Source organism: Streptomyces spongiae (genome assembly GCF_009377185.1).
Classification (GTDB): domain Bacteria; phylum Actinomycetota; class Actinomycetes; order Streptomycetales; family Streptomycetaceae; genus Streptomyces; species Streptomyces spongiae.
Genome location: NZ_VJZC01000287.1, coordinates 1 through 12,346, shown reverse-complemented (window position 1 = coordinate 12,346; position 12,346 = coordinate 1). Strand labels below are relative to the sequence as shown.

Genomic DNA, 12,346 nt, shown 5'->3' with positions numbered 1-12,346 from the left:
GACCAGTTCCCGGCCTCCCCTAGACCAGTTCCCCCACGGCCTCCGGCCGCGTCCGCAGGGGCACGGAGCGCGGGTGGCGCACCAGGTCGGCGAGGCGCTGGGACCACTGTCCCCGGTTCTCGCCCAGGGCGAACTCGCCCAGCCTCAGGCACTGGATGTCGGACGTGCCGGCGGGCGCGTAGATGTGGAGGGCGTCACGGAGGAACCGCTCGACGGGCCTGTCGGTGAACAGTCCGGCCGCGGCGTGGATCTCCATGGCGTCCTGGGCCGACTCGATGGAGGACTCGACGTTGAAGAGCTTGGCGGTCATGAGCTCGGCGTCGCACGGCCTCCCCTGGTCCAGCAGGTGCGCGGCCAGGTAGGCACTCTGCCGGGCCAGCGTCAGCCTCTGCAGCATCCTGCCCAACTTCATCTTGATGTTGGGTAGTTGCCCGAGAGGTTTGCTGCGCCGGAACACTTCCTGGCAGTACCGGGTCGTTTCGTCGAAGACGGCCTGGTGGATCCCCAGGGAGACCGCGGTGAGGTTGGGCCGGCCGTAGAGCACCGACGAGGAGTAGGCGACGGCCAGGCCCTGCCCCTCCTTGCCGAGACGATTCGCCGCCGGCACCCGGCAGTTGTCGAAGACGAGCTCCCCGAAACTGAAGCCGTGCAGCCCCATGGAGGGCACCTGCGGTGCGAGGGAGAAGCCGGGCCTGACCGATTCGACGAGGAACGCGGTCAGACCGCCCGAGCCGGCGCCGGTGCGCACGACGACGCCGTGCAGGTCCCCGACGTGGCTGTTGCCGACGAAGACCTTGCGCCCGTTCAGTATGTAGTCGTCGCCGTCCCGGACGGCGGTGCTCTCCATGTCGGTCACGAATCCGCCCGACACCGGCTCGGTGACGGCGATCGTCGGCAGGACCGCCCCGTCGGCTATCGGGGGCAACCACCGCCTCTTCTGGGCCTCGTTGCCAAAGTGAATGATCTTGGCGACGCCCAACTGGGAGGCCTGGACCATGGCGCCCATCGCGCCGCTGACCCGGGAGAGCTCCTCGATGATGATGGTCTTGGCAAGGTGACCCGCACCCATACCGCCGTACGACGGGTCGATCGTGGCACCGATCCAGCCCTGTCGGGCGATCAACCGGGACAGTTCGACCGTCGCGGTGCGGGAGGCTTCCATCTCCGGTATGAGAGGTCGCACATCGCGCTCTGCGAAATCGCGTACGCGCTGTCGTAGATCCTCGTGGTCCTGGGTGGTGAAGACGTGTTCCACGACAAGCCCTTCTCGGCGCTTCACCGCGCCCAGAGCGGCGCGGAGGCTGTACGTCGGGCAGTGGCTTCTGGCTGATGCTGGCCGACGCCAATATGGTCTACAAATCGACCCCCTGCGCCAAGATCGTTTAGGTGGTTTGGCCGAAACCCAAGCTGTTGAAACCGACGCGAGAATGTGAGATACGGGAGATCGGTTGTCCACATTGCGATACCTTTCAGACCGAGTTCGACCGGTCCTGGAGGGTTGGCCGGGATCCGCGACCGGCTTGACCACCAGGCATGCGCCCCCTGATTCGCCAGCAAGGAGGGGGGAGCGCTGACGGGAACTCACGCTCACACCCCTCGTTGATGTTTGAACCGGCAGAACACTGATTTTCGGCCAAGATAACGTGCGTCAGCCACGGGGCACGACAGAGGTCTTGACCTGCACACCCGTCAAGGTGCGTACAGGGGTTCGATTCGGCCATCCCGGCGCCGAACTGCACGCCGGTTTTCGCGACTTGACGCACCGCCATGACGGACGGCACCACAGGGCCGACCAGCGGTCACCCTAGGCGCGACGGAAGGCCAACAGCCCGGGTGTTACGAGAGATCCCAGGTCAGCGGCCTGCCGCACGACGACACGGGCCGGTTCGCCGACGTCTGGGCAAGATCCACAACCGGACCCGCGCCCTCCACATTTCGGCTGCGCGGGGCAGCCCCTTCCGAGCCGTAGGCACACATCTCGACGGAGCGACACCCCGGTCGACCGACGGTGCGACAGGGGCTCCCAACAGGAATTTTTCCGCCGGACGATCATCCGTTCCGGGCCCGGCCCTGCGGGTCCGTGCACCACAAAGTCTCCACGACCACACGCAGGATCAGCGGAACACCTCCACAAATGAAATCTTCGGTGGTGCCACGGTCGGTGCGCTGCTCGACGGCGGCAGGGGAGCCTCGACGCGCTCACCGTATCCGGCTCGTCAACTGCTCTCAGCTCCTTGCCAGTTGTAGTCGGGCGACTGCTGACGGCGAGCCGTCGGCCTGGTACGGTTCACCCGGCCGCCGACATGTACCAAGGCTCTGTAAAGACGGCGCGCGGGGGATCTCGGGCACTTCGTACCACTGCCCCAACCATCACCAGTGTTTCGCTGCCGTACGAGGAATCAGATGCCAGGCACCCGCGACTGGCGGACACGTCATCGGTCCGCCTCCCGCCTCCTCGACCCGTCAGGTCCGCTGACCACTCCCCCGGTCCTGCCGCAACGGCCCTCGGGAACCAGCCTCGCCCGGCAACTGAACGGCGTGGCGGCACACCGGGATCAGCGCGGCCGCCAGGACGCGTGCGCACCCTTTCCCGACGACGGCCGCGGAGTCCCTCCGCCACCGTGCGGCCCCGGCGTCCGCTGACCGGCGCACCGGGCACCCCCGCATCCTGACGCACCCCCGACGCGCCCACCGACCGGCGCACCCCCGGCGCCGACCGACCGTGAGGAACATTCCCGAATGACTGAGCAGGTACAACGCGGTCCCGAACTGGACTGGCTCCTGGACGGGCTGGTGGAACGGATACCGGAGATCCGGTGCGCCGTCGTGCTGTCCGGGGACGGCCTCCTCATCGGCAAGTCGAAGGACATCCGCCGAGGCGACGCCGAGCACCTCTCCGCGGTCGGCTCGGGCATGCACAGCCTCGCCCGGGGCGTGGCGCGCCACTTCCACGGCGGAGATGTCCAGCAGACGGTCATCCAGATGGAGCGGGCGTTCCTGTTCGTCACCGCCGCGGGCCAGGGCGCGCGGCTCGCCGCCATCGCCTCCGAGGAGGTGGACGTCGGGGTGATGGCCTTCGAGATGGGAACCCTGGTCAAGCAGGTCGGCAAGCATCTGTCCGCGGCGCCTCGCGAGGAGACCTCGTTCGGTTACGTGCAGGACGCGTGAACCGTCGGGGCTCGCGATGAGCGGGCGCGGAAACAATCGAAAGGGTGATGGATGACCTCCGTCAGCTCCGAGCCGGTCATGCCGACCGCGTTGAAGATCCTCATCGCGGGCGGATTCGGGGTGGGGAAGACCACCATGGTGGGCGCGGTGAGCGAGGTGGCGCCGCTGGAGACCGAGGAGCGGATCACCACGGCGAGCGTCGGCGTGGACGACCTTGCCGGTGTGGAGAAGAAGATCTCCACCACGGTCGCCATGGACTTCGGGCGGATCACCATCTCCCCCGAGCTGGTGCTCTATCTGTTCGGCACCCCCGGCCAGGACCGCTTCTGGTTCATGTGGGACGACCTGTCCGCGGGTGCGCTGGGGGCCGTGGTCCTGGCGGACACGCGCCGTCTGGAGGCGTGCTTCGCCTCGATCGACTTCTTCGAGGCGCGCGAGATCCCCTTCGCCGTGGGCGTCAACTGCTTCGACGGCCGCCGTGAGGCCTCCGTCGAGCAGGTCCGCCAAGCCCTCGACCTGGATCCCTCCACCCCGGTCGTCCTCTGCGACGTACGCGACAGCCGCTCCAGCACGATGGTGCTCATGGCGGTCCTGGAGGCGGCGCAGGAGCGGGCGGTGGCCCACCACGCGGCGATCGGCCACTGAAGCGATCGGCCACTGAGGCGGGCGGCCACCGAATCGTCAGGGAGCCGCCTTGGCCGCCCTGGCGAGGAGGTCGTCCCGCCTGATGGGGTCGTGCAGGGTGGCCGGCACGGTGCAGGCGTGGGCACCGGCGATGGCGCCGTACAGACCGCACCGCCGCGGGGACTCACCCAGGAGGTGGCCGAAGAGATAGCCCGCGGCGAAGGCGTCACCGGCGCCGTTGGAGTCGACGACGCGGGCGTCCGGCGTGACGGCGGGGATGTGGGTGAGCTCGCCGTCGACGAGCTGGTAGGCACCGTCGGCGCCGGCCGTGGCGACCACCACCCGGGCACGACCGCGCTCGGCGATGCCCCGCATGGTCCGCTCCGGGTCCCGCAGCGCGGCGACCGACACGAAGACGAGGTCGGCCGCGAGGGCGAAGGGCTCGTGGTACGGGTTGACGCCGTCCCAGTCGTGCAGGTCGGTCGAGATCGTCACGTCCGCCTCACCGAGCAGCGGCAGGGTGTGGGCGCAGGGATGCGAGATGGACACGTGGACGTGGCGGGCGGCCCCGGCGAGGGCCCGGACGGCGTCCTTGGGCAGCCGGTCCGCGTCCCGGGTGCGGGTGCTGTCGTAGAGCGAGAGCCGCCGCCCGTCCGGGCCGACCAGGTTCACCGCGCGCCTGGTGCCGCTGGGCAGGGGGACCTCGGTGAGCGGGACCCCCCGGTCGCGGTGCAGTGCGCGGACCAGGTCGCCCTCGTGATCGTCGCCGATCATGTCGAGGTGGTGCGTCCTGAGGCCCAGCGCGTGCAGGCCGACCGCCAGGAAGTCGCCGGTCTGGCCCGCCCGGGTCTCGATCGCGGGCACCATGTGGGTGTCGGCGAACGGGAGCGGCAGTTCGGGCACGTACACGATCGTGTCGACGCCGGATCCGCCGAGGACCAGGACGTCGATACCGTCCGCACTCCCCTGGGCGCCGTCGTCCGTGCCGTACGCCTCCGCCGCGCTGTCGCCCACGATCCCCGCTCCCCCGCAGTGCTGCTCGCTCACGGCCCAAGAGTACGGCGGCGACGGTCAGTTCGCGGACCCCAGCGACCAGAGCGGCGGGCTGCCGACGAGGCGACAGATGAGGAAGTACAGCGGGATCGGCGGCGTGTAGGGCGAGTCTCCGTCGGGGCCGTGGATCAGGCGCGGGCCGCCGGGCCGGGGGTTCGGCCGGGTGCGTGTCCACGACGGCTCGGCCACGCGGGCACCGACGGCGTAGCGGGTGCCGGCCGGCCAGGTGACGCCGATGTGGGAGCCGGAGGGGACGATCCACCACCAGCGCTCGTCGTCGGCGAAGACGCACCCCACCCGGGGCAGACACCGCATGATCCGCTCGCCGTGTTCCCGGGAGGTCCCCACCGCGTCGTACCCCAGGGCCGCGGACAGCCCCACCGGCAGGGCAAGTCGCGCGGGCCGGCGGTCACGCGGACGCGGTACGGAGGGTGTGCGTGCCTGCGAGTCAGGGATGTGCCGGAGTTCCATGAGGCAGGTGCCCTTCGGCCGAGCGGGAGACGGGCCGGGTGACGTGGGAGGTCGTGACCGTCGGTCTGCGGACCGTCGGGACGGTCAGCGCCGCCGGCGGAGCCCCGCTGCCGTCCGGGGACGCCGTGGCAGCGCCCGGCATCGGGACCACCGTGCCCGACAGCGGCTCGGGCTCTCGTAACGCCGACGCGGCCTCCCAGCCCAGGAGCCCGGCTCCGGGGATACGGGCACCGGGCTTCCGTTCCGTGGACACGGTCGTGCTCGCCGCCGACTCGGCGGTGCGACCCGGGCGTTCGGCCTTCGGCGTGGGCGAGTCGGCCTCCCGGGGCGGGGATCCGACGGCTCCCGGGGCCGACTCGGCGGACTGCCAGACCAGTTCGGCCCAGACGACACTCCCCGACCCGTGGGAGCCCGCGCCGACCCCCCAGTCGCTGGAGAGCGCGCCGACCAGCAGGAGCCCGCGCCCGTTCTGGTCGTCGGCGTCCGGCTGTCGTCGCTCCGGGAGCGAGCAGCCCCGGTTCTGGTCCTCGACCTCGATACGCAGCCGCCCGCCGCCGAAGCCCAGTCGGCACACGACGCGGTCGCTCCCCGTGTGGGTGAGCGCGTTGGTGACGAGTTCGGAGACCACCAGCACGGCGTCGTCGCACAGCTCACCGGCCGCGCCCCACGCGTCCAGTACCTCGCGCACGTTCTGCCGGGCTTGCCCCACCGACGCGGGCGTCGCGGCCAGGCCGAACACCTCGGATCTGCGGGGGCTTTCGGGCGCTCCGGGACTGGCGTGCTCGGGCGACCGGGCACGCGCCCGGTCGTCGTCCCCTGGCTGTTCGTCGTTCCGTGAGTGTTCGCCGTCCCCTGACGGGTCGTCGCTCCACGACGGGGGTTGGCCTGGCAATCGGCCCAAAGGCTGGGGGAGGGAGGGCGGAGCCATCGCCGTTCGCCTTTCGTCTGCCTACGCACCTGACTCGGTGCCGGTGCCGCACCACGGACGGTGTCCGTGCCGCACCGTCCCGAACCGGTCGGGCAACACCGCGAGTTCTCCCATGACGTGCGGAGACTCGCCGTGAAGGAGGCCGTGCAACAGCTCCATCTCCCCCAACGGGGCTGCTCGGACCCTTCGTTCACCGGTCGTGGACGGTATGACCACTGTGGCACCTGCCAACAACGGCTCGCAACCACCAAGTTGAAAATTGCATTTTGTTGGGTGCATGCTTCGCACCGGTCGACTGATGATCGTGACAGACTGCGACCGAGAAGCCCGGCGTGAAAGCGTGAGGGGGTGACGGTGTGACCGCGGAGACCGACTGGGGCGGTGCCCCCTCCGTGCTGCGGATGATCCTCGGCAGACAGCTGGAGGAACTGCGCACCCGGGCCGGTCTGACCTTCGAGCAGGCGGGCGAGGCGATCGGCGTCAGCCACTCCACGATCCGCCGGTTGGAGGCCGCCAAGGTCGCCCGGCTCCGGCTCCCTGACGTCGAGAAGCTGCTCCAGGTGTACGGCGTGAAGGACCAGCAGGAGATCGACACCTTCCTGAAGTCGGTCCGTGAGGCCAACAAGCGCGGCTGGTGGCACACGTACCGCGACGTCCTGCCGGACTGGTTCGCCGCGTACCTGAGCCTGGAGCAGGCGGCCCTCCACATCCGCGCGTACGAGGCGGAGTTCGTGCACGGGCTGCTGCAGACCGAGGCGTACGCCCGTGCCCTGCTGAGCGCCGGCAACCCGCACGCCGCCTCCGAGGACACCGAACGCCGGGTGGCGCTGCGCATGCGGCGCCAGGAACTCCTCACCCGCCCCAGTCCGCCCCGCGTGTGGATCGTCATGGACGAAACGGTCCTGCGCTGGCCGGTCGGGGGCTCCGAGGTGATGCGGGAGCAGGTGGACCATCTGATCGAGGTCAACCGGCTACCGAACGTGACCCTGCAGATCATGCCGTTCGACAACGGCCCGCACCCCGCCATGCGGGCCGGCGCGTTCCATCTCTTCCGGTTCAGGGCGCCCGAACTGCCCGACATCGTCTACCTCAGCGGCCTGGTCGGCGCTGTGTACCTCGACAAGTCGGACGACGTCGTGGTCTACCGCGAGGCCCTGGACCGGTTGGGCGCCCAGTCGGCGCCCGCCAGAAAGACCGAGGCCCTCCTCGGTGCCCTACGCAAGGAGCTCTAATGCACCACCACACATACCACCGCGGCTCACACGACTCCATACGCAACGGAATGCCGTCCCGGGACCTCGGTACACAGGGCTGGTCCAAGCCCTGGAGCGACGACGTGGGCGGCGCCTGCGTCGAGGCGAAGAAGCTCTCCGACGGCCGCGTCGCCCTCCGCCAGTCCACCGACCCCGACGGCCCCGCCCTGGTCTTCACCCCGCACGAGATGATCAGCTTCCTGACCGGTGTGAAGGCGGGTGACGCCGACTTCCTCCTCTGAACCCCCTTGTTTTTATCGAGCGTTCACTGAAGAACCGCGACTTTGAATGGGAGGGACGGCTTTGCCCGACAACAACGGATGGCCGGCCGACCGGATCGACACCGAGAACGCCCACTCGGCCCGCATCTACGACTACATCCTCGGCGGCAAGGACTACTACCCCGCCGACAAGGAGGCGGGCGACGCCATGGCGGCGGAGTGGCCCGCCCTGCCGATCCACATGCGCGCCAACCGTGACTGGATGAACCGCGCCGTGCGCTGGCTCGCCGAGGAGGCGGGCATGCGCCAGTTCCTCGACATCGGCACGGGCATCCCCACCTCGCCCAACCTCCACGAGATAGCCCAGTCGGTGGCGCCCGAGTCGCGGGTCGTCTACGTGGACAACGACCCGATCGTCCTCACCCTCTCCCAGGGCCTGCTGTCCAGCACGCCCGAGGGGAAGACGGCGTACATCGAGGCCGACTTCCAGGACCCCGAGGCCGTCCTGAACTCCCCCGAGTTCCAGGAGACCCTCGACCTGGGCAAGCCGGTCGCGCTGACCGTGATCGCGATCGTCCACTTCGTCCTGGACGAGGACGACGCGGTCGGTATCGTCCGCCGCCTCCTGGAGCCGCTGCCCTCCGGCAGCTACCTCGCGATGACCATCGGCACCGCCGAGTTCGCGCCTGAGGAGGTGGGCCGGGTCGCCCGCGAGTACGCCGCCCGCAACATGCCGATGCGGCTGCGCACGATCGACGAGGCCCACGAGTTCTTCGAGGGGCTGGAGTTGGCCGAGCCGGGGATCGTCCAGGTCCACAAGTGGCACCCGGACGGGACGGGCGAGCAGGGGATACGGGACGAGGACATCGCTATGTACGGGGCGGTGGCTCGGAAGCCGTAACTCGCCCCTGCCCCTGCCCTGGTGCGGGCACCGGGACGGGCGCGGCCGTTGCAAGGTTTCCGCAAGGCCGCGGCAAGTCTTCCGTCCCGGTGCCCGGGCAGCCCGGTGTCGTGCATACGTCACACGACGGTCATACGACACGGGGGTGTCTCATGAAGTACGACGTCGGCCCCGCACCGGCGCCCGCCGCATCGAGGAACGCGGCCGGTGCCTCGCAGTGGCTGACGATGCCGGACTGCAAGCGGGTCCTGGTTGTCGTCCACACGGAGGTGTACGGGCAGCGGCTGCGGGACGTGCTGCCGCTGCTGGAGTCCGACCTGCGGGTCCAGGTCGACTTCACGATCGCTCCGCACGCGTTCAACGCGGGTGCGGCACGCTCTCTGCCCGCGGCGCAGGGCGGTGTCCTGCCATGGAAGGAGGCACTGCGGCGCCGGTTCGACCTGGTGCTGGCCGCCGGTTCGCAGGGGGTGGAGGCGCTGCGCGGCCCGCTGCTGCGGCTGCCGCACGGTGCCGGGCATGTGAAGCTGTCACGGCTCGCCGACGACCGGGACCCGGGCGAACCCCGCTCCGTCGGCGGACTGGGCAGCCGGTACCTGGTGCGGGACGGGCGGGTGGTGCCCGCGGCGCTGGCGCTCGCGCACCGGGAGGACCTCGCCACGCTCCGCCGGCACTGCCCGGAGGCGCTGCCCGTCGCCGAGGTGGTCGGCGACGCGACCTACGACCGCATCAAGGCGTTTCTGCCCCTGCGCGGCAGGTGCCGGGCGGCGCTGGGGCTGCGTCCCGGTCAGCGGCTGCTGGTGGTCTCCTCCACATGGGGCTCCGGATCCTCCTTCCACCGGCTGGACGCGCTCCTGCCGCGTCTGCTGACGGAACTGCCCTCCGAGCGGTACCGGGTCGCCGTGCTGGTGCACCCCAACGTCTGGTCGGGGCACGGCGACTGGCAGGTGCGGGCCTGGCTGTCGGCCGCCCGGCGCCGGGGGATCGCCGTCGTGCCGCCAGAGACGGACTGGCGTTCCCTGGTCATCGCCGCAGACTGGGTGATCGGTGACCACGGTTCGGTGACGCTCTACGCGACGCTCACCCGCGCGGCCATCCTCCTGGCCGGCTTCCCGGCCGCGGACGTGAACCCCGCATCGCCGGGAGCCGAACTGGCCCGTGTCGCACCGGTGTTGTCGCCCGCCCACGCGCTGACGGAACAGCTCGCCTACGCCCGGTCGTCCCGCCCGGCCGAGGCGTACGGGCGGATCGCTCACCGGCTCTCCTCGGAGCCCGGGCGGTTCGGGCGGAACACCCGGCGGCTGATGTACCGCCTACTCGGGGTCGGTGAACCGGCGTACCCGCCGTCGTTGCCACCCCTGCCCCTCCCGGAACGGCTGTGGGGCACGCGGCGTGACGGCGTGAGCATGAGCCGGTGACGGGCTTCACGGCCGACTGGGTGATCGCCACCCTGGACGGTGCTGAGGGCGAGAATTGGCGGGAGTGCGCCGACGTTCTCTACTGCACCCTCCCCTGTCCACCCGCCGAGGCATGGCTGCTGGCCGGGCTCGTGCTGCGAAGGTATCCCGGCTGCGTGCTGGCGCTGGTACCGCGGGTGGACGGCGGCTGTGTGGTCCGGGTGCGCGGCGGGCTCACGGCAGGTGCCGCAGCCGCTGCGACAGACGGCGCCGGTCCTGTTCGCTGACCGGTCGGTATCGGGCCAGGGACTGCTCGTAGAAGTCCCTGGCCCGCTCCAGGTCGCCGCGCTCCTCGGCTCCCTCGCCAAGCATCTCCAGCACACGGCCCTGCCAGTGGACGGAACCGGCCCGCTCGAACTCGGCCAGCGCCTGACGGAGCCGGCCGTCGGCGGTCGTATGGAGCGTGCCGTCGCGGAGCGCGTGGGCGCGGCCGAGGAACGCCAGGGCGCGGGCGGCGTCGTACGGGTCGTCCTCGGCGAGCAGGTCGGCACGGGCGCGGACGAGATGGGGCACAGCCTCGTCCGGCCGTCCGGCTGCCAGGGCCGTGTCGCCGAGCGAGAGACGGGTGAGTGCGGCGCCACGCCGATAGCCGATCTCCTCACGTCGGGTCAGGGCCTGGTGGAAATACGCCCGCGCCTCGTCGAGCCGGCCGGCGAGCCGGTGTGTCTGCCCGAGACCGTGCAGAGCCTGTGCCTCGGCCCGGCGGGCGGCGGTCAGCTCCTTCGGCACCCTCCCCTCGTGCGGGACCAGTCGCGCGATGTCCTCCCGGGCGGCATCCAGTGCCTGGCGGAACCAGGAGGCCGCCTCGTCGTAGCGGCCCACGTTGCGCAGGCCGGTGCCGCCGGAGGTGAGCATGCGGCTGATTCCGTCCCGGTCCCCGTCAAGGCGAGCCGCGGCGAGGCCCGTTTCATGGGCCTCGATCCACAGGTCGTACGGGCGCAGCCGCAGGCACACCGGCCAGAGCGCGTCGGCCAGCTGCCAGACGGCCGCGTGCCACTGGCGTTCCGCCGCTGTGCGCAGCACGGCCATGAGATGCGCGCGTTCCGCGTCCAGCCAGCGCAGCGCGCCCGGGGCGTCGTGGAACGGGGGCGGTATGGGCTCGGTGGCGTAGTCGCGGCGCAGGGTGCGATGGCTGGGGGTCAGCAGGGCCTCGGCGGCCGTGGCGGCGGACAGGTGGAAGTCGACGACACGGCGCACGGCCCGATCGAGGTCCTCAGCGGACTCCTCCTCGGCGGCGAGCTCGCGGGCGTGGGCGCGCAGCAGGTCGTGGAAGCGGTAGCGGGCGAGTGCGGTGTCCGGGTCGGGGCCGAGATCCTCCAGGAGGTGTGCCTCGACCAGTTCGTCGAGCAGCCGGTCCACCGCGGCCGGACCGACCCCGCACACGGCCGCGGCGACGGGAGGCGTGAAGACGGGCACCGGGAGCAGGCTCAACCGCCGGTAGGCGACGGCGAGACGAGGTTCCAGGAGGCGGTACGACTCGTGCAGCGCGGCCCGTACGGCGGAGTCGCCCCCCACGCGCAGCGCGTCCAGGGGGCCCTCTCCCGCGGTGCTCAGCGCCCGTGCCAGCACCGCCAGCGGTTGGCGTGGCCGAGCCGCCGCCCGCGCTCCCGCCACGCACACGGCCAGCGGCAGTCCGGCACAGGCCCGTGCCATGGCGAGTGCCGCCTCCGGCTCCCTGCGCACCCGGTCGGCGCCCACCCGTCGGCTGAGCAGTTCCACGGCGTCCCGGGTGCCCAGCACGTCCAGCGGCAGGAACACCGCTCCCTCCAGACCCAGTCCGGTCATGCGGTTCCGGCTGGTGACGACCGTGAGGGCCGCCGCCGAGCCGGGGAGGAGCGGGCGTACCTGCGCCGCGCTGAGCGCGTTGTCGAGGAGGAGGGCGATGCGCTTCGCGTCCGCGGTGACCGAACGCCACAGCGCCGCCTGTTCGTTCAGCTCGGCGGGGATGTGCCGGTGGCCGAAGGAGCGCAGCAGTTCCGCGAGTAACTCGCCGGGCCGTGCCGGACCGTCGGCGAAGTGGCCGCGCAGATCGGCGTACAGCTGCCCGTCCGGGAAGGACTCCGCCCGGCCCAGGAGCCAGCGCCGGGCCAACGTGGTCTTGCCGACGCCCGCCGGCCCGCTGATGACGGCGATCACAGGGCCGTGCTGGGAGGCGCCCGTCAGGCGGTCCAGCTCCACCAGTTCGTGTCGCCGGTTGATGAAGTGGCCGGGAACAGGGGGAAGTTGGCGCGGTACCGCCGGGGCGGGGGTGGCCGAGGGGTCCAGAACCGGGT

Annotated in this window: 12 protein-coding genes; 7 read left to right on the top strand and 5 right to left on the bottom strand. The window is 71.1% G+C overall.

Features of this window, described 5'->3' with window-relative positions:
• Positions 1–19: 19 nt before the first annotated feature.
• Positions 20–1,255, bottom strand: coding sequence for an acyl-CoA dehydrogenase family protein (locus FNH08_RS30365; protein ID WP_322725772.1), 1,236 nt, complete (start codon positions 1,253–1,255; stop codon positions 20–22).
• A gap of 1,484 nt (positions 1,256–2,739) precedes the next feature.
• Here FNH08_RS30365 and FNH08_RS30360 point away from each other — a divergent pair.
• Both FNH08_RS30360 and FNH08_RS30355 read left to right on the top strand, forming a co-directional pair.
• The gene (locus FNH08_RS30360; RefSeq protein WP_152774731.1) at positions 2,740–3,168 is read left to right on the top strand and encodes a roadblock/LC7 domain-containing protein; all 429 of its coding nucleotides are present in this window, start codon (positions 2,740–2,742) and stop codon (positions 3,166–3,168) included.
• A gap of 51 nt (positions 3,169–3,219) precedes the next feature.
• The gene (locus FNH08_RS30355; RefSeq protein WP_152774730.1) at positions 3,220–3,813 is read left to right on the top strand and encodes a GTP-binding protein; all 594 of its coding nucleotides are present in this window, start codon (positions 3,220–3,222) and stop codon (positions 3,811–3,813) included.
• Between the two features lie 36 nt (positions 3,814–3,849).
• Here the strand turns inward: FNH08_RS30355 and FNH08_RS30350 are convergent, their stop codons facing one another.
• The 3 genes from FNH08_RS30350 to FNH08_RS30340 all read right to left on the bottom strand — a co-directional run bounded on the left by FNH08_RS30350 (position 3,850) and on the right by FNH08_RS30340 (position 6,025).
• Complete coding sequence (locus FNH08_RS30350) at positions 3,850–4,743, bottom strand: adenosine kinase (RefSeq protein WP_322725773.1); 894 nt, start codon at positions 4,741–4,743, stop codon at positions 3,850–3,852.
• A gap of 120 nt (positions 4,744–4,863) precedes the next feature.
• On the bottom strand, positions 4,864–5,316 hold the full coding sequence (locus FNH08_RS30345) for a hypothetical protein (RefSeq protein ID WP_152774729.1): 453 nt from the start codon (positions 5,314–5,316) through the stop codon (positions 4,864–4,866).
• A complete protein-coding gene (locus tag FNH08_RS30340; protein ID WP_322725769.1) occupies positions 5,294–6,025 on the bottom strand; it encodes an ATP-binding protein in 732 nt (243 codons plus the stop codon). The genes FNH08_RS30345 and FNH08_RS30340 overlap by 23 nt, the downstream gene beginning before the upstream one ends.
• A gap of 575 nt (positions 6,026–6,600) precedes the next feature.
• Here FNH08_RS30340 and FNH08_RS30335 point away from each other — a divergent pair.
• The 5 genes from FNH08_RS30335 to FNH08_RS30315 all read left to right on the top strand — a co-directional run bounded on the left by FNH08_RS30335 (position 6,601) and on the right by FNH08_RS30315 (position 10,300).
• A complete protein-coding gene (locus FNH08_RS30335) occupies positions 6,601–7,476 on the top strand; it encodes a helix-turn-helix domain-containing protein (protein WP_322725768.1) in 876 nt (291 codons plus the stop codon).
• The gene (locus FNH08_RS30330; RefSeq protein ID WP_152774728.1) at positions 7,476–7,739 is read left to right on the top strand and encodes a DUF397 domain-containing protein; all 264 of its coding nucleotides are present in this window, start codon (positions 7,476–7,478) and stop codon (positions 7,737–7,739) included. Before FNH08_RS30335 ends, FNH08_RS30330 begins: the two co-directional genes overlap by 1 nt.
• 46 nt (positions 7,740–7,785) lie before the next feature.
• Positions 7,786–8,619: an SAM-dependent methyltransferase gene (locus tag FNH08_RS30325; RefSeq protein ID WP_152774727.1), complete on the top strand. Its 834-nt coding sequence runs from the start codon at positions 7,786–7,788 to the stop codon at positions 8,617–8,619.
• A gap of 152 nt (positions 8,620–8,771) precedes the next feature.
• Positions 8,772–10,034: a hypothetical protein gene (locus FNH08_RS30320; protein ID WP_152774726.1), complete on the top strand. Its 1,263-nt coding sequence runs from the start codon at positions 8,772–8,774 to the stop codon at positions 10,032–10,034.
• Complete coding sequence (locus FNH08_RS30315) at positions 10,031–10,300, top strand: hypothetical protein (protein ID WP_152774725.1); 270 nt, start codon at positions 10,031–10,033, stop codon at positions 10,298–10,300. Before FNH08_RS30320 ends, FNH08_RS30315 begins: the two co-directional genes overlap by 4 nt.
• Here the strand turns inward: FNH08_RS30315 and FNH08_RS30310 are convergent.
• Positions 10,248–12,338, bottom strand: a complete 2,091-nt coding sequence (locus FNH08_RS30310) for a tetratricopeptide repeat protein (protein ID WP_407704480.1) — start codon at positions 12,336–12,338, stop codon at positions 10,248–10,250. The genes FNH08_RS30315 and FNH08_RS30310 overlap by 53 nt on opposite strands.
• Positions 12,339–12,346 lie beyond the last annotated feature (8 nt).

What these genes read in the sequence shown, in the direction of transcription:
- FNH08_RS30325 (WP_152774727.1), top strand. Translation starts at nt 7,786, where the DNA reads ATGGGAGGGACGGCTTTGCCCGACAACAACGGATGGCCGGCCGACCGG.
- FNH08_RS30355 (WP_152774730.1), top strand. Translation starts at nt 3,220, where the DNA reads ATGACCTCCGTCAGCTCCGAGCCGGTCATGCCGACCGCGTTGAAGATC.
- FNH08_RS30320 (WP_152774726.1), top strand. Translation starts at nt 8,772, where the DNA reads ATGAAGTACGACGTCGGCCCCGCACCGGCGCCCGCCGCATCGAGGAAC.
- FNH08_RS30345 (WP_152774729.1), bottom strand. Translation starts at nt 5,316, where the DNA reads ATGGAACTCCGGCACATCCCTGACTCGCAGGCACGCACACCCTCCGTA.
- FNH08_RS30330 (WP_152774728.1), top strand. Translation starts at nt 7,476, where the DNA reads ATGCACCACCACACATACCACCGCGGCTCACACGACTCCATACGCAAC.
- FNH08_RS30360 (WP_152774731.1), top strand. Translation starts at nt 2,740, where the DNA reads ATGACTGAGCAGGTACAACGCGGTCCCGAACTGGACTGGCTCCTGGAC.